Genomic DNA, 16,596 nt, shown 5'->3' on the forward strand with positions numbered 1-16,596 from the left:
GGAGCAATATTGCTCCCTTACAATAGTTATTTCGAAGCTAACGAATTTGTTAGTGCCTCTTTATTAGCAACATCTTCTTTTTTTATTTGCATACGTAGAACTGGCCCTATCGCTAATAAAATAAGTGCCATTGCTATACAAAACACAGTAACTAGTGAAGTTAGTTCCTTTAATCCTCCAGCTAGTGAAGTTCCAATTAGCATTGCCCCCATAAACAGTGGTAAAATCGTCCCATTTACTCTTCCAACCATATTTTCTGGTACAAGTTGAATCATAAGCGTACCGACAACAATATTAACACAAGCTAAACAAATACCTGTTCCAAACCTCATGAAACTAGTAATCCAAAATGATGTAGATAGCCCTTCTACTAAAAATGACATTGCTAATATGCCCATACCGAATACAAACATTTTTTTCGGATTCACTTTTGAAGCGAAAATTGCAGCAACAATACCACCAATTAACATACCTATTCCATCAGCTGCAGCTAAATATTGAACTGCTTCCTTTTCCATTCCAAGGCGTTCTATTACAAGAAACACCTCTAATGGAGTTGTTAATCCAACAGCTAAGCCTATAATGGTGAAAGTGATCGTAATCATACGTAAATTTTTCGTATGAAGAACATACTTCCAACCTTCTTTTATATCATTTTTTAATGAATCTCTCGCCACTTGCTCTTTTTCAACCCATTTTGGTAAAAATGAAAGGGCGATAGCAGATAACAAAAATAAAATGATTAAGCTATATAGTGACGTAAATAAACCAAGTTGTGTATACACAAGCGATCCTACCACTGGTCCAAAAATCAGAAATAATGACTGTAATGTTTGGTTAAATGCAATCGCATTTGCTATCTCTTCTTCTTTTACATAGCGCTTAAATATACGCGAAGATGAGGGCTGAGAAAACTGACCTACAATCGCGGAAATGAGTGTTGCAAAAAATATAGCCTGCCAATAATCCAGCTTTAACAACAGGACAATTCCTATAATAGACAGTACACTCAACACATCTCCAGCGACCATTGTTCTTTTCGGATTCCAGCGATCAGCTAGCGCACCACCGATAAACGAGAAAATAAAAATAGGTGCATATTCCATAACTGATAACAAAGAAACAGAAACCGGATCATTATTCGTTCGCTCCATTATAAAATACAAAAGAGCCATATTTCTGATCCAAATTGCAAATTGTTGTAAAATATCAGACGCCATAACGAGCATAAATGCTCGGTTTTTAAATAAAGCGTTCATTTTCATTCCCCTTTCACAAACCGACCGTTCAGTCTAATTTATTTTGTAAGAAAAGCAACTGACCTATTATTCAGCTGCCATTCCTTTTAACAATACATCTATTGCCTTTTTATAAATACGCTTCAACTCTTTATAATCTAGCTCGTAGTAAAGTACTCCAAGCCCTGATAATAATCCATTCACAATATACATAAGATCACGAGTATTATCTTCACGGAACTCTCCAGACTGTATACCTGCTTCAATTAATTTCTCAAACATAACATATGATTCTCTAGTTAAAGCTAATAGTTCCTCCAAAATCTCTTTACTTACAACTTGACTCATAGAGAATTCCTCTATGGCATTTGAAATTGGTTGCTGTATGTCCTCTACATGATATTCCGCGAGACCATATAGTTTTTCAGTACTAGTGCTATACAACTTCTCTTTTTCATTCCATTTTTCAAGCCAATCATACGTATGCTGTTTCACTACAAATAAAAATAATTCTTCTTTACTTTTAAAGTGATAATAAATACTTCCTTTACTTCGCTCTGTAATTTCACAAATCTCTTCCATAGATGTAGCTGCGTAGCCCTTCTGTGAAAATAGACTTTCTGCTTTGTATGCAATTTCTTTCTTTATCTCTTCTGCGCTTCTTCTCATATTCACACCTCTTTAAACCGACCGTTCAGTCTAATAATAACAAATCAAAAACCTCTATCGCAAGAGGCTATATTCCTTATTTAAGAAAACGTACTTTCAAACCAAGTTCGAATCATATGTATTGTTCCAAATTTAAATGCTAATTTAACAAGAAATACGCCTCCCGCAGCTAATAAAAATAACACTACTTTCCCCTTATTTTTCACTTTCGGTTCCCTTTTCATTTCCATTCCCCTTAGTATGTTAAAAATATTAATCAAACGTTTGTTTAACTGTGTTTATGTATATGTAAGCCGACTAATCAAACGTTTGTTTAAAAAGAAATACGCCTATATAAGGCGCATTTTCATCAATCCCCACCGCCACCGCAGCTTCCTCCGCTATCTCCCCCAAAAGAGCCTCCACAATCATGTGAACCGCCATCATGCGAGCTATCATTATCCGATCCAGCAAAGAAAAATAATGGTGATGAGCTGTTAGATGAATTATGTATGTTATTTTGTTTCGCCAAGTTCACCTTCTTTTTGTTCGATCGAACTGCTGTTACGATTATTCCAACTACAACAAATAATAGTATGACAATAATAAATCCCATATAAAAGCCTCCCCTATTCCTCGAATAATTGAATGATTCTCTCTAGATTTTCAAGTGAAATGAAGCGTGATTCACGAAGAATTTCTTTTCCATTATGAAATAATAAAATTGTTGGCCCTGTAAATACTCCATATCGCCCCGCAATCTCTTGCATGTCTTGTAGTAATATTTCTATTTTCTCTACGTAATCATAATTCTCTAATACGCAATTTACTTTTCTTAGCATAACATCACAAACACCACAATTTTCCGTTTTAATAAACAGAAGTACCAATTGTTGTTCTTCGATATAGGGCGCTAATTCTTCTATCGTTTTAAATGTAGTCATCTTATCCCTCTTAGCGTAATTTACGAAATAATTTGCCTTGATACATACGAAAAGCTGAACTATCTTTAATCTTTCTCTTTTCCATTACCTGCTGAAAACGAAGAGCTTTTGCTGTTAACTCTTCTCGTAATTTCTTTCTCTCTTCTTCATCATAACAGCAAGCAATTAAATCCTCTATTTTTAATATATCTTTTTGTAGTTCCATTTCTGGTGGAATCATTCCCGCATTTTTTAAAATTTTATAACTCATTCTAAGTTCTGGAGGTACCATTGAAAGATCTTCTAATTGTAGTGGTTTTCCTTTTCCCGGAAGATAATCAAGATCACCATTCCGTATTGCTTGTCGAATTTTTTCTTCAGCAATGTTCAAAAACACATCCACACTATTCCCTCCTTTACATATTTTTACTATTATTTTACATGATATTTCCTTATCTTTCTACGTCTTTAATAATTGGCTCCATACAATTTTTTCTCAAATTTATTTATAATGAGCTTTTTCTTCCCATACCAATCTTTCGTTTTCATATATAGTTTGTATTCAAGCCTTTTTGTATTGAGAAAGTCTTTTTCAACTTAATAAAGCGTTTACACTAAATCTTACATTTGTTACGATTTAATCACCCCCAGCTCCCTTGTATAGACTTCGTGATGTCTGATCATTTTATCTAGACGTTTCATACGTCTAGATTCATTTTGGTTTATTGGCGTATGCCTTTAAATATATCTTTTATTTTGAAAGGAGAAATGGCTATGAGGTCTCAAAAATTCACACTGCTATTACTATCTCTACTACTTTTCTTACCTCTTTTTCTCACAAATTTTATTACTCCAAATCTCGCATTAGCAGATTCACCAAAGCAAAGTCAAAAAATTGTTGGGTACTTTCCTTCGTGGGGCGTTTACGGACGTAATTATCAAGTTGCTGACATTGATGCATCAAAGCTTACTCACCTTAACTATGCTTTCGCGGATATTTGTTGGAATGGAAAACATGGAAACCCTTCTACTCATCCTGATAATCCAAATAAACAAACGTGGAACTGTAAAGAATCTGGTGTACCATTGCAAAATAAAGAGGTTCCTAATGGTACTCTCGTACTCGGTGAACCATGGGCTGATGTTACCAAATCGTATCCTGGCTCAGGGACAACTTGGGAAGATTGCGATAAATATGCCCGTTGCGGAAATTTCGGGGAACTAAAACGATTAAAAGCTAAATATCCTCACTTAAAAACAATTATTTCCGTTGGTGGCTGGACTTGGTCTAACCGCTTTTCTGATATGGCCGCTGATGAAAAAACAAGAAAAGTATTTGCTGAATCTACAGTAGCTTTTCTTCGCGCATATGGGTTTGATGGCGTAGATTTAGACTGGGAATATCCGGGCGTTGAAACGATTCCTGGTGGTAGTTATCGTCCTGAAGATAAACAAAATTTCACTCTCCTTCTTCAAGATGTCCGAAATGCTTTGAATAAAGCAGGTACTGAAGATGGCAAACAATATTTACTAACAATCGCTTCAGGCGCAAGCCAACGCTACGCTGATCATACAGAGCTAAAGAAAATTTCTCAAATACTCGATTGGATTAATATTATGACATATGATTTCCACGGCGGATGGGAAGCTACTTCTAATCATAATGCAGCTCTATATAAGGATCCAAATGACCCAGCAGCAAATACGAATTTTTACGTAGATGGTGCTATAAATGTTTATACAAATGAAGGTGTTCCAGTCGATAAACTAGTATTAGGCGTACCCTTTTACGGACGTGGCTGGAAAAGTTGTGGAAAAGAAAATAACGGACAATATCAACCTTGCAAACCAGGTAGTGATGGGAAACTTGCTTCTAAAGGTACTTGGGATGATTATTCTACCGGTGACACAGGTGTGTATGATTACGGTGATTTAGCAGCCAATTACGTTAATAAAAATGGTTTTGTACGCTACTGGAATGACACAGCTAAAGTACCTTATTTATATAATGCAACTACAGGCACATTTATTAGCTACGATGACAATGAATCTATGAAATACAAAACAGACTATATAAAGACGAAAGGTTTAAGTGGAGCAATGTTTTGGGAACTAAGCGGAGATTGCCGTACAAGTCCAAAATATAGTTGCAGTGGTCCAAAATTACTTGATACGCTAGTAAAAGAATTACTTGGTGGACCTATTAGTCAAAAAGATACTGAGCCACCAACGAATGTTAAAAACGTTGTAGTTACGAATAAAAATTCAAACTCAGTTCAATTAAACTGGACTGCATCTACTGATAACGTAGGAGTTATGGAATATGAAATTACTGCTGGAGAAGAGAAATGGAGTACAACAACAAATAGCATTACAATTAAAAACTTAAAACCTAATACGGAATACACATTTTCAATAATTGCCAAAGATGCTGCTGGAAATAAATCACAACCTACCGCTCTTACTGTCAAAACGGATGAAGCTAATACGACACCTCCTGATGGAAATGGTACTGCTACATTTTCAGTCACTTCGAATTGGGGCAGCGGTTATAACTTCTCGATTATAATCAAAAATAATGGAACGACTCCTATTAAAAATTGGAAATTAGAATTTGATTATAGCGGTAATTTAACACAAGTTTGGGATTCTAAAATTAGTAGTAAAACAAATAATCATTATGTAATTACGAACGCAGGATGGAATGGTGAAGTTCCTCCTGGTGGATCTATTACAATTGGCGGTGCAGGAACAGGTAATCCTGCCGAACTTTTAAATACCGTCATTAGCGAAAACTAGACGTAATATCCATTAATTAATTCACTAAAGTTTGAATTTAGGTTTGAGCAATACCTCCTAAATTCAAACTTTTAATTTTACGAAAAATCAAAAATATCATAATAACCTATTATAATTATATTTAATTTCTAATATGAAGTTTATATGAAGTTCATTTGAATTTTACATGAATTTCCTTTAATTTCTATTGTCTTCCTATAATATCCATATTATCCTTTACATAAAGGAATTATTTTCATTCCATTTTGAACTATCTATATATATAAAGAAAGATAGTCACCTGTTAGGGAAAGGCTTTCGTATTATAAATATAACAAAAGAAAAAGCACGCTTATAAGCGCACCATAAGAGTGCTTCTTCATACAATTCTCATGTAAGAGTTCTCGAAAATCATGTTAATCACAAAGAAAAGGCATTAGCTCCTAAAAGCTAATGCCTTTTCTTTATTCATATTGTTCAGTATTCCAATCTTCTATATTCCATACTTTTGTTATCCACGATTCATAGAAAGAAGGTTCATGTGAGACAATTAAAACCGTTCCTTTGTATTGTTGTAACGCTTCCTGTAAAGCCATCTTAGTTTCTACATCCAAATGATTAGTCGGTTCGTCTAAAATTAAAACATCAGCTTTTTCTATTTTTTCATATAAGGAGCTAACACACTTAAAATCTCTTCTTTATCCTTTTTTAATTCGAGTGATGTTAACATATCCATCGTTCTCGGCCTAGGTAATTTCACTTGTACCTCGCCAACTATTGACGCTGGTCTTTGAGATAAAATAAATACGCGATCTGAAAGCAAGATTGCCTCATCTAAGTCATGTGTCACCATAACGATTGTTTGCTTTTCTTGATGCCAAGAGTTTAAAAGCCAGCTATGTACTTCCATTTTTGTAAATGCATCTAATTTACCAAAAGGCTCATCCAGCAGCATAATTGGCTTTTCACATAAATATGTGCGCAGAAAACTAATTCTTTGACGCATACCACCAGATAATTCATCTGGATAATGGTCTGCATATTCATCTAGTTGGAACTGCTTTAATGCTTCCATTCCTTCTGTCAGCCTTTGTTTTTTCGGCTTTCCTTCAATTTCTAACGGAAGAACGATATTTTGCAAAGCTGATCGCCACGGTAGTAATAAATCTTGTTGTGGCATATAACTAACAACATCTTGCTCTTGTACTTGCTTATCGTTATACGTTACGTTCCCGCTTGTTGGTTTTTCAACATTTGCAATCATGTTTAATAATGTGCTTTTCCCGCAACCACTCGGTCCTACAAAGGAAACAAACTCTCCCTCTTGTATAGAGGCACTAATATTCTCTAATACATTCTTTCCGTCAAAAGATTTCACTATATTTTTTATTTGTAATCCGCTCATTTTTCACTTGGAAGGAATTCATTTGTAAAAGCATCTTTTACATCGATTTTCTTTTTAATAACTTTGTTGTCATATAAGAAATTCATGTAATTCGTCCAAATTTCTTCCTTCTGTACTCCCCATGCTTTAGCATCATCTTGATACTTCGTACTTAACCATTTTTGGCTTTCTTGAACTAAATCTTTATTTACATCTGGAACAGCTTTAATTAAAATATCAGCAGCCTCTTTCGGTTCCTTAATTGCAAAATTATAACCTTCTGTCGTTGCACTCATAAACTTTTTCACAAAGTCTTTATCTTGCTTCGTATGTTTTTCACTCGTAATAATAACAGGACTATAGAAATCAAGCGCTGGATCTAAGTCCTTCACCATAATCGTATTTAACTCTTTTCCTTGGCGCTTCGCTTCAATACCATCCCAACCGTAATAAATCCATTCGAAATCTGCATCACGACCGATTGATTTAAAGAAATCTGTTTGTCCTAAGATGATTTTTTCAACTTTATTAAAATCAGCTTGATGTTTATCCATAATCGTCTTTAATGTCGCTTCTTCCGCTGGTCCTCCCCAGCCGCCGTAACGTTTACCTTCAAAATCTTTCGGTGACGTCATATTATCTTTCTTAAGCGATGCAAACGCTGAAGTGTTATGCTGAATAATCGCTCCTACAGATACAACAGGAATTCCTTCCACACGAGCTAACGTTACATTTTCTTGTGCGCTTATTGCGAAGTCTGCTTTTCCTGATGCTATCATTTGCTCTGCTGTTACATTGTCACCTGGTTGAATAATTTCTACATCTAATCCTTGCTTTTTGTAATAATCTTTCGTTTGCGCTACATACAAGCCAGTATGATTCGTATTTGGAAACCAATCTAATACTACTTTTACTTTTTGATCTTTACTTGCACTTTCTTCTTTCTTCGCCGGATTACATCCAGCCACACCTACCGCTACTAAGGCAGCTAACATAACTTTCAAACCTTTTTTCATTTTCTGCCGTCCTTTCTATATATCCATGGTGCTGTTATTCTTGCCATAAACTCTACGATAAAATACAGGCATAATGTCACCATAACGATGATTGCTGCAACACCAAATACTCGGGCAGTCAAAAAGGATTTTGTAGCCCTCGTAAGCATAACGCCTAATCCTTCACTTGCACCGAGCCATTCTCCGATAATTGCCCCCATTACGCTATATGTAACTGCAATTTTTAAACCTGAGAAAAAGTATGGAAGCACTGCTGGAAATTTTACTTTCTGGTAAACTTGCCATTTTGTCGCCTTCATTGTTTGTAACAGTTTCAACATGTTTTTATCTACTGTTTGAAAACCTTCTAAAATACTAAGCGCAATTGGGAAGAAACAAACGAGTATTACGACCATTACTTTCGGCAACATCCCATATCCAAACCAAATAATAAATAGCGGTGCAAGTACAACAATTGGAATTGTTTGCGAAATAACGAGCAATGGATTTATTAAAATACGAAATAACGGTATAACGTCCATAATAATTGCGATGCTCGTCCCCAATAAAATTGCAAAGAATAGTCCAATTATAACTTCCTGCAGTGTTTGCATCGTATTTGGTAATAGTAAATCTTTCATCCCAATTAATTCTTGAACAATGGCAGAAGGCTTTGGTAAAATCCACGGTTCGATTTTAAATAATGAAACAGATCCTTCCCATATCGCAATGAGAAGGATAAGCCAAATAGTTGTAATAAGTTTAGATTGCTTCTGGTTTTGCATATTCATCACGGTACTTCCAAACCTTTTCATCTATCGTTACACCAGTGCTTGGACGATAATGGATTTTAATAGAAGTAATCACTTCTTCTGCTCCAGCATCGACGCAAGCTTGTTGCGCACGTTTAACGACATCAAGAAGTACATCTAATTCTCCTTCCAAAGTTGTTTCCATTGCCCCTACTTCATAACGAACTCCCGATTGTTGCACAACTTCAATTGCTTTATCGACAACAGAATATACATCTTTCGTTTTTGCTTGTGGTACTACTGAAAATGACATTGTAACTTGTTGTAACATAATAAAATCCCCCTTATAAAAATAAATTTCAAAAATAAGAAAAGGCTTTCCTACTGCGTAGGAAAGCCTTGTATGCAAGTTATTACAGAATAACATATGCTACATCACTTTAAGTAACTCCCTACGCTGGCATTATCCAGATCAGGTTGAGGGTCGATGTTTACTTACATCCTCTCAGCCAATTGGCTCCCCGGTCCTTAATTCGTTTTCATTGTAGCATGATTTATTTTATTGAACAAACAAAAGCGTGCATAATCATTTCATTATTTTTGGAAAATAACCGACTTTTTCACCATGAGCTAATAACTGCTGAATAAATTCTTTATTAATTGCTGGTACTATCAATTCTTTTTTCTTAATCCATTTATTCGTTCTACGCGTACCCATTACAATTTCAGATTGCTGCGCTCCATCTCCTGCAACTTGAGAAGCAATTAACTCTGCTATTACTTCATTTCCCTTCGCTAATGCAAGTCCGGTATTTACATATTCTGAAAGTGGAACCATTTCAAGATTGTATCCACACTCTCCAATTAGCTGTATAAATTGTTCAAACTCAATTTGATGTGGATGACAAATATGTAACGTCTCTCCTATAATTTGCGAATCTTGCAAATACGATACAATTGATTTACTAGCAAAATCAATTGGTGTGAAATCAACTTTCCACTTCACATTTGGTGCTTTCCCAATTAATAGCATTGTTTTAATAAGACGATAAAATGCGTTTCCTTCAATATTTTGTTGGAACGAACCTGTTTCTGAATGACATGCTAAATTACCTGCACGATAAATATTTCCACGCAAACCATTTTTCATTGCTTCACGAACAATGTTTTCCGCTTGTAGTTTACTATTTGAATATACATTCTCTAAGTCTACACTGTAATTAAAATCACCAGTTTTCATGTATGTATCCCATTGATCTACCGCTAATTCTAACGGGATACCAATTGTAGAAATAAAATGGAATGTAGCACCTTTCTCCGCTAATGTTAGCATACGGCTAGTTCCTTGGACATTTATATTTTCAAATTGTTTTACATCTCCAAAATGTCTTACATCTGCACCGCAATGAATTATCGTATCCATCTTAGAACTGATGAACATAAATTCTTCTTCGCTCATCCCAAGATACTCTTCTCCAAGATCACCAGCTACGGCCTGTATACGCTGTAACCATTCTTCACATATATCATTAAAGTAGCCTGTTAATGTATCTATAATTCTTTGCTGCACATCTTTAGTTGGTCTTACTAAACAATAAATAGTAGCAGATGTATCTCTCAACAATTCATATAATATGTGTGATCCTAAATAACCAGTAGCTCCTGTTAAAAAGACATTTGAAATCTGGTTTTCTTCCAAAACGTTTGCATACGTGATAGTATCTGGTTCGTGAATCACTTTATATTCACGAAATACTTCTTCTTTCTCTACTTTTACTTCTCGCTCAATTCGAGCTAATCCATATATCGTTCTTTCTTTAAAGAAATCTTGAATTGTTAAATGTGAGAAATCTTCTTTTAACAATGTTAAGACTCGTAATACTTTTAATGAATGTCCACCAATTGTAAAGAAATCATCATGCACTCCAACTTTTGAAATTCCTAATACTTCCGCCCAGGCGTTCGCTATTTGTTTTTCTGCTTTATTAGAAGGTGCAACATATTCTTGTAGCCGAACCGGTTCATACTTTTCTTCTAACTGAGCTAACTTCTTAACATCAATCTTTTTATTAGGTGTAAGTGGCAATTCATTAATATAAATTAGTTTAGATGGCACCATATAATCTGGTAATTGCTCTTGTAACTGATAAACTAATTCTGGTATTTCTTTTTTATTTAAAGTTGTATAGAACGCGATTAAATATTGGCTACCTTCCTTACTCTTCTTAGCAAAAACAGCATTTTCTTTTATATTATGATTTTGAGAAATTTTACTTTGGATTTCGCCTAGTTCAATACGATGTCCTCTAATTTTTACTTGATCATCTTTCCGATGTAAAAACTCTATATTTCCATCCTCTAGCAACTTAACGATATCACCTGTTTTATATATATTAACTATAGGATTAAAAGGGTTCGGAATAAAAGCTTCAATTGTTTTATTAGGCTTATTAAAATACCCTTTTGCTAATCCCACTGAATCTATATATAATTCACCAGGTACACCAATTGGACAAAGATTCATATTCTCATCCAAAATCATAACTTGATAATTAGCACATGGTTTACCAATGGGAATACTCGCAACATCCTCATTTAACTGACTAGGTATTTTATAGGTTGTCGTCACTACAGTACATTCTGTCGGTCCGTATACATTATGAATTTCAACATTTGTACCTATTCTTTCTCTCCACAATTTAATAACCTCTACAGGCAACATTTCACCGCCAATCGCAATTCTTTTTAGGGAAGCTAGCTTATATATATCTTCTTCTGCCAAATAAGTTGCTACTTGTCGAACAAAAATTGTTGCTAATGCCAAGATTGAAGTTGCTTTCACTTTATAGATTGTATTTGCAAATGCTTCTACAGACAATCGCTCTTCCTCTAATAGTACATATAAGTTTCCTCCACAGAATAAAGAAGCAAATGACTCCCATACAGAAGCATCGAAACTAAAGGAAGGAAATTGGGCAAATACATCCTCTTCTGTCAATTCATATTGCTTTTTCATCCAAGTATACAGATTAACAACGCCTCTATGTGCTAACATCGTTCCCTTTGGATTCCCTGTTGAACCAGATGTATAAATCATATAAGCTACATCATCACAATGAATAGACAACTTTACATCTATATCTTCATAAGTTTCACTATCATACATTGAAACTGTTTGAACCCCATCACATGTTATAGGCGTCTCTTTCATCAATATAACTTTCGCTTGGCTATCTTGAATAATGTACTGTATTCTACTTTCCGGATAATCTGGATCAATCGGAACATACGCTGCACCAGCTTTTAATATAGCTACCATACTTACTACTGTGTCTATGCTACGTTTCATAAATATTCCAACATAGTCTCCTAATTGGACGCCGTTTTTGATTAACATATGAGCTATTTGATTACTTTTTTTATTTAGCTCCTCATAAGTTAAAGTACCTTCCCTTGAAGATAAAGCTATACGATTTGGAAATTGAGTAACAGTATTATAGAACATATCGACGATACTTTTCTCAGGATATACTGCTGTCGTATCATTCACTTGACTATAAAGTGCCATCTCGGCCTCTGTAATAACATTAAAATTATTTATATGATTATTATTATTTTGTGATTTATTAATTAAAACACCTTGTATTTGTTGTGCATAACGAGTAATTGTTGTCTCTTTCCAATTAACACTATTAAATATTATTTCTACACTTTGCATATTTTTACTAAATACAAATTGTAATGTATTCGTGTCTTTTAGCTCATAATATGTTTCACCAATAATAATAGGTGACATTTCATATAACGTATTACCGTTTTGAAACTCTTCTATTTCTTCCTCATTCATTTCTTTAATTTGCTCCAGTTGCTCTTCAATTTGTAAATTTAAACTTTCATAGGAGAGAAAATTAGAAACTTCAATAGTAATCGGAAATAAACTTCCTCTTACATGATAAAGCACGACAATATGTTTTTCTTTAGAAATATGATATAACCACGTTGCAGTCGCTCCTATTAAATCTACAATGTGAGTCAAATTTGAAAACAGTTCCGTTTTCCTTTTTATCCTAAGTTCTGTTCCTTGCACATCTTTAGGTATTTTAATACTTCCTTCTACTTTTCCTAAAAATTCTTTTACCATCTCACTATAAGAAATTGCTAATTTCATATTTATGTAAATTCCTCTCTTAAATATAATAAAGGTGTGAAAATTCACACCTTTTTTATCCCTTATTAAAGGGCAGATTCGTTCAATTCATAATCAGTAGCGGAGATACCCCCTTGATTAGAATTGAACTTTCTCCTTATTCGCTTTTAAACTCACCAATAAGCTCTTGTAATTCCTGAGAGAGCCAACTTAAAGAAGTCGCTAATTCTGCAATATCTTGTACTGATATTTCTTGCTCTTTCATGCTTTCTTCAACATTACTACTGCTGTTAGCATAAGTATTTGCAATATGTGATAATTCATTTACGACTTGAACAATATTCTGGCTATTTTGTAAAATATCACTCGAATTACCAGAAACAGCTTTTACTTGATCTGTAACAGATTGCGCTGATTTTGAGATTTTTTCAAAGAAATCTCCGCTACTTTGAACAAGCGAAATTCCAGTTTCTACTTCTTTTGAACCTTTTTGCATGGAAACTACAGCATCTTCTGTCTCAGCTTGTGTTTCACCAATTAATTTCGCTATATCTTTAGCAGACGCTTCCGTCTGTTCTGCTAATTTTCGTACTTCATCAGCAACAACTGCAAACCCTCTTCCAGCTGCTCCAGCACGTGAAGCCTCAATAGAAGCATTTAAAGCTAATAAATTTGTTTGATTTGAAATGCCTGTAATTACAGTTACGATATCACTAATTTCTTTTGACCTTGTTTCTAACGAATAAATGATGGAAGACAAATCTTGTACTGCATTTTGGATTAAACTCATTTGATTAATAATTTGTCCAATCACTTCATTACCTTCAATTGAATGTTGTTCCATACCTTCAGAAGCAACCGCAACTTGTTTCGCAGCCCCAGTTATCTCTTCTACCTTATCTTCCATTCCATGTACAATCCCTAAACATTGTTGTACTGAAGTTTTTTGAGACTGTGCCCCTACTCTTAAACCTTCAATAGAACTTGCAATCTCTTGAACTGCCATGCTGTTTTCCTCTGTACTCGCCGACAATTCTTGTGAAGAAGAAGAAACTTGCTCAGCAGTTTGCCTTACTTTATCTATAATCCCTTTAAACTTTTCAATCGTGTTATTGAAATAAACATTAATAATTCCAATATCATCTGGTCTTTCTTTTAATTTAATACTTAAGTCACCTTCACCAATTTTACGTAACCCTTCTCGTAAATCTTTTAATGGAGCTAACGAGTGACGCACGATAAAGAATTGAGTAATAGTCGCAATTGCTAATGAAATAATGATAAAGAGTAAGCCCTGTATCATAAACTTCTCTTTTGTAATAGGAACAATGGAAGCATCTAAGTCAGCCGCAACAATTGCAACAATATTGTTTTCTCCATCTGTAATTGGTTCTAATATTGTCACCCACGAACCTATTTCATCTTCATATACTTCTGTTATTTGGGCCTTTTTCGTATCAATCACTTTATCGTATGCCTTCATCCAATGAGCGGGTTGTTCATAATAATCTCCCGGCTTTATAGGAAACTCATTTGTTAACTCTGTAGTCAAACCAACGAGTTGTAATTCTCGCTTTTCATTCGGCTTTGCTCCTGTAACATACGTTTGTCCAACACTTTTCAATTCTTTTGACACTTCATCTAATTTCTCTGTTAACTTTTCTTTTTTCACTTTTTCGGCTGTAGGATCTTTCGCCATGTCTCTAACTAATTCTACATCCAATTTTTTCAATACTATTTCTCCTGTTTCAATAGACTGCCTTTCAAATAAAGACATCATACTATTTTGAAACATGTTGAAACTTAACGCACCCATACTTCCAACAAGTGTCAAAATAACTAATACGGTTAATAAGACGTTCTTTTGAAGGAACGATAACTTATGCCAATATTTTTTCATTAATATCCACCTTCCTTAATCAACATAAACAAAAAAACAAAATATATGAATATTTTGTTTGAAAATGTTTCTCAATATGTTCGAGAATAAAAAAAAGCCAATGTAAAAGCATTGGCCAAGACCAACCCTATCCGTCCGGTAACTGGCTAGCGTAGCCTTTCGACCTTAGCTCCTGTAGTTTTGCGTCCTCATGTTTCCATCAGTTTGCCTTTCTCGCTGAACGAGTTGAACGATATGGGAGTTCTATGAGAATTAATTTATTCTCTTTCAAAGATTACAACATATAAATCAAAATGTCTACTTATTTAGAGATATAAATACAAATTTTTAATGCATTGCTTTTTCAAAATAATTTCAAAAAGTACGTGAATGTTACTTTTTTTGTGTTATATAATAAAAAATGTATAAATAACAAGGATTTCTTCGGGTATTTATTTAATTTTCATTCAAATTAAACTATTCGAATATATCTTAACTAATGAATTTCGGAGGTAGTTTATCATGTTTTGGCTACAATTTCTTACCTTGTTACTCTGTATTTTTATTGGTGCACGCCTAGGCGGAGTTGGTTTAGGAGTAATGGGTGGAGTTGGTATGGCAATACTCGTTTTTGTCTTCCACCTACAACCAACCGCGCCTCCTATCGATGTAATGCTTATGATTTTGGCAGTAATTACAGCTGCTGGTGCTTTGCAAGCTGCTGGAGGAATGGACTATCTTGTTCATCTAGCTGAAAAGGCATTACGAAAAAATCCAAAACGCATTACATTCTTTGCTCCAATTGTTACTTATTTATTCACACTATGTGCAGGTACTGGTCACGTTGCCTATTCTGTACTTCCTGTTATTGCAGAAGTCTCTCGTGAATCAGGGATTAGACCGGAACGCCCAATGTCGATTGCCGTAATCGCTTCTCAACAAGCAATTACAGCTAGTCCAATTTCAGCTGCCACAGTTGCTCTTTTAGCAATGTTAGCTGACTATAAAATCACTTTATTAGATATTTTAAAAGTGAGTATTCCTTCCACTTTCATTGCTTGTATGTTAGCAGCATTCGTTGCTAGTAAGATGGGAAAAGAATTAAATGAAGACCCTGAATACTTAAAACGATTAAAAGAAGGAATGATTCCTAAGCTTGAAGAGAAAAAAGAATTTGTAGGTGTAAAGGGCGCAAAATTATCAGTTATCCTTTTCCTTGTAGGAACCTTCCTTGTTGTACTTCTTGGTTCATTTGAAGCACTTCGTCCAGGATGGATAGTTGATGGGAAGTTAGCCCGTCTTTCCATGCCGAATACAATTGAGATGGTTATGTTAACTATCGCGGCTCTTATTATTATTTTCTGTAAACCAAATGTAGAAAGCATTGTGTCTGGTAACGTCTTTAAAGCGGGGGCAACAGCAGTTGTTGCTATTTTCGGTATCGCTTGGATGGGAGATACTTTCTTTAATGGAAACTTAAATATGATTCAAGGATCCATTCAGCATTTAGTAACAAGTGCACCTTGGCTATTTGCCATCGCACTATTCATTCTATCTATTTTACTGTACAGCCAAGCAGCAACAGTACGTGCCTTAATGCCACTTGGACTATCCCTTGGTATTCCACCAGCGCTACTGATTGCGATGTTCCCTGCAGTAAACGGATATTTCTTCATTCCAAACTACGGCACAATCGTTGCTGCCATTAACTTTGACCGTACCGGTACAACAGGTATTGGTAAATACGTATTAAATCATAGCTTTATGATTCCTGGCCTAATTGCAACATTTACTTCTATCGGAATTGGAATGCTCTTAATTTCAATTATGTTTTAAAGAAAAAGCACAAACC

General features: G+C 34.7%; 14 protein-coding genes, 1 pseudogene and 2 riboswitches. Of the genes and pseudogenes, 2 read left to right on the forward strand and 13 right to left on the reverse strand.

The features are described 5' to 3' along the window. Positions 1-26: 26 nt before the first annotated feature. From ACTFSL_RS16780 to ACTFSL_RS16805, 6 genes are all read right to left on the reverse strand, one after another. Positions 27-1,259 (reverse strand): MFS transporter, encoded by a 1,233-nt coding sequence (locus ACTFSL_RS16780; protein ID WP_000992547.1) that lies wholly within the window; start codon positions 1,257-1,259, stop codon positions 27-29. 66 nt (positions 1,260-1,325) lie between these two features. Continuing rightward, positions 1,326-1,907, reverse strand: a complete 582-nt coding sequence (locus tag ACTFSL_RS16785; RefSeq protein WP_001254439.1) for a TetR/AcrR family transcriptional regulator — start codon at positions 1,905-1,907, stop codon at positions 1,326-1,328. An 80-nt stretch (positions 1,908-1,987) separates the two neighbouring features. Beyond that, positions 1,988-2,131 carry a hypothetical protein gene (locus ACTFSL_RS16790; protein WP_000817981.1) on the reverse strand — a complete coding sequence of 48 codons (144 nt, stop codon included), beginning with the start codon at positions 2,129-2,131 and terminating at the stop codon, positions 1,988-1,990. 125 nt (positions 2,132-2,256) lie between these two features. After that, positions 2,257-2,502 carry a hypothetical protein gene (locus ACTFSL_RS16795; protein WP_000505774.1) on the reverse strand — a complete coding sequence of 82 codons (246 nt, stop codon included), beginning with the start codon at positions 2,500-2,502 and terminating at the stop codon, positions 2,257-2,259. A 13-nt stretch (positions 2,503-2,515) separates the two neighbouring features. After that, positions 2,516-2,830, reverse strand: a complete 315-nt coding sequence (locus ACTFSL_RS16800; protein WP_440042082.1) for a thioredoxin family protein — start codon at positions 2,828-2,830, stop codon at positions 2,516-2,518. A 10-nt stretch (positions 2,831-2,840) separates the two neighbouring features. Further along, positions 2,841-3,212: a DUF1992 domain-containing protein gene (locus tag ACTFSL_RS16805; protein ID WP_440042083.1), complete on the reverse strand. Its 372-nt coding sequence runs from the start codon at positions 3,210-3,212 to the stop codon at positions 2,841-2,843. A 371-nt stretch (positions 3,213-3,583) separates the two neighbouring features. Here ACTFSL_RS16805 and ACTFSL_RS16810 point away from each other — a divergent pair, with 371 nt between their 5' ends. Continuing rightward, positions 3,584-5,608, forward strand: coding sequence for a glycosyl hydrolase family 18 protein (locus ACTFSL_RS16810; protein ID WP_440042085.1), 2,025 nt, complete (start codon positions 3,584-3,586; stop codon positions 5,606-5,608). Positions 5,609-6,051: 443 nt separating this feature from the next. On the opposite strand, the pseudogene ACTFSL_RS16815 reads toward ACTFSL_RS16810, so the two are convergent. The 7 genes and pseudogenes from ACTFSL_RS16815 to ACTFSL_RS16845 form a co-directional block, all read right to left on the reverse strand. Next, positions 6,052-6,246, reverse strand: a pseudogene (locus tag ACTFSL_RS16815) (ABC transporter ATP-binding protein); the annotation flags it as partial. Then, a complete protein-coding gene (locus tag ACTFSL_RS16820; RefSeq protein WP_000016088.1) occupies positions 6,243-6,992 on the reverse strand; it encodes an ABC transporter ATP-binding protein in 750 nt (249 codons plus the stop codon). The gene ACTFSL_RS16820 and the pseudogene ACTFSL_RS16815, both read right to left, overlap by 4 nt. Continuing rightward, complete coding sequence (locus ACTFSL_RS16825; RefSeq protein WP_000715573.1) at positions 6,989-7,987, reverse strand: ABC transporter substrate-binding protein; 999 nt, start codon at positions 7,985-7,987, stop codon at positions 6,989-6,991. The genes ACTFSL_RS16820 and ACTFSL_RS16825 overlap by 4 nt, the downstream gene beginning before the upstream one ends. Continuing rightward, a complete protein-coding gene (locus ACTFSL_RS16830; protein ID WP_001057166.1) occupies positions 7,984-8,757 on the reverse strand; it encodes an ABC transporter permease in 774 nt (257 codons plus the stop codon). The genes ACTFSL_RS16825 and ACTFSL_RS16830 overlap by 4 nt, the downstream gene beginning before the upstream one ends. After that, entirely contained in the window at positions 8,729-9,049 is a 321-nt protein-coding gene (locus ACTFSL_RS16835) for an MTH1187 family thiamine-binding protein (protein ID WP_065224797.1), read from the reverse strand. Before ACTFSL_RS16835 ends, ACTFSL_RS16830 begins: the two co-directional genes overlap by 29 nt. Positions 9,050-9,150: 101 nt before the next feature. Beyond that, positions 9,151-9,252, reverse strand: a riboswitch (TPP riboswitch). A 52-nt stretch (positions 9,253-9,304) separates the two neighbouring features. Then, positions 9,305-12,886 carry a non-ribosomal peptide synthetase family protein gene (locus ACTFSL_RS16840; protein ID WP_440042086.1) on the reverse strand — a complete coding sequence of 1,194 codons (3,582 nt, stop codon included), beginning with the start codon at positions 12,884-12,886 and terminating at the stop codon, positions 9,305-9,307. 136 nt (positions 12,887-13,022) lie between these two features. Then, positions 13,023-14,765 (reverse strand): methyl-accepting chemotaxis protein, encoded by a 1,743-nt coding sequence (locus ACTFSL_RS16845; RefSeq protein WP_440042088.1) that lies wholly within the window; start codon positions 14,763-14,765, stop codon positions 13,023-13,025. A 134-nt stretch (positions 14,766-14,899) separates the two neighbouring features. Then, positions 14,900-14,984, reverse strand: a riboswitch (cyclic di-GMP riboswitch). Between the two features lie 282 nt (positions 14,985-15,266). Between ACTFSL_RS16845 and ACTFSL_RS16850 the strand changes: the two genes are divergently transcribed. Beyond that, positions 15,267-16,580, forward strand: a complete 1,314-nt coding sequence (locus ACTFSL_RS16850; RefSeq protein ID WP_000498704.1) for an anaerobic C4-dicarboxylate transporter family protein — start codon at positions 15,267-15,269, stop codon at positions 16,578-16,580. Positions 16,581-16,596 lie beyond the last annotated feature (16 nt).

Origin of the sequence: Bacillus cereus group sp. MYBK108-1 (genome assembly GCF_051917185.1) — a bacterium.
Lineage (GTDB): Bacteria > Bacillota > Bacilli > Bacillales > Bacillaceae_G > Bacillus_A > Bacillus_A cereus.

Excerpts from the sequence above, each read along its gene's own strand:
- ACTFSL_RS16780 (WP_000992547.1), bottom strand. The coding sequence starts at position 1,259 with ATGAACGCTTTATTTAAAAACCGAGCATTTATGCTCGTTATGGCGTCT.
- ACTFSL_RS16785 (WP_001254439.1), bottom strand. The coding sequence starts at position 1,907 with ATGAGAAGAAGCGCAGAAGAGATAAAGAAAGAAATTGCATACAAAGCA.
- ACTFSL_RS16790 (WP_000817981.1), bottom strand. The coding sequence starts at position 2,131 with ATGAAAAGGGAACCGAAAGTGAAAAATAAGGGGAAAGTAGTGTTATTT.
- ACTFSL_RS16795 (WP_000505774.1), bottom strand. The coding sequence starts at position 2,502 with ATGGGATTTATTATTGTCATACTATTATTTGTTGTAGTTGGAATAATC.
- ACTFSL_RS16800 (WP_440042082.1), bottom strand. The coding sequence starts at position 2,830 with ATGACTACATTTAAAACGATAGAAGAATTAGCGCCCTATATCGAAGAA.
- ACTFSL_RS16810 (WP_440042085.1), top strand. The coding sequence starts at position 3,584 with ATGAGGTCTCAAAAATTCACACTGCTATTACTATCTCTACTACTTTTC.
- ACTFSL_RS16820 (WP_000016088.1), bottom strand. The coding sequence starts at position 6,992 with ATGAGCGGATTACAAATAAAAAATATAGTGAAATCTTTTGACGGAAAG.
- ACTFSL_RS16825 (WP_000715573.1), bottom strand. The coding sequence starts at position 7,987 with ATGAAAAAAGGTTTGAAAGTTATGTTAGCTGCCTTAGTAGCGGTAGGT.
- ACTFSL_RS16830 (WP_001057166.1), bottom strand. The coding sequence starts at position 8,757 with ATGAATATGCAAAACCAGAAGCAATCTAAACTTATTACAACTATTTGG.
- ACTFSL_RS16835 (WP_065224797.1), bottom strand. The coding sequence starts at position 9,049 with ATGTTACAACAAGTTACAATGTCATTTTCAGTAGTACCACAAGCAAAA.
- ACTFSL_RS16840 (WP_440042086.1), bottom strand. The coding sequence starts at position 12,886 with ATGAAATTAGCAATTTCTTATAGTGAGATGGTAAAAGAATTTTTAGGA.
- ACTFSL_RS16845 (WP_440042088.1), bottom strand. The coding sequence starts at position 14,765 with ATGAAAAAATATTGGCATAAGTTATCGTTCCTTCAAAAGAACGTCTTA.
- ACTFSL_RS16850 (WP_000498704.1), top strand. The coding sequence starts at position 15,267 with ATGTTTTGGCTACAATTTCTTACCTTGTTACTCTGTATTTTTATTGGT.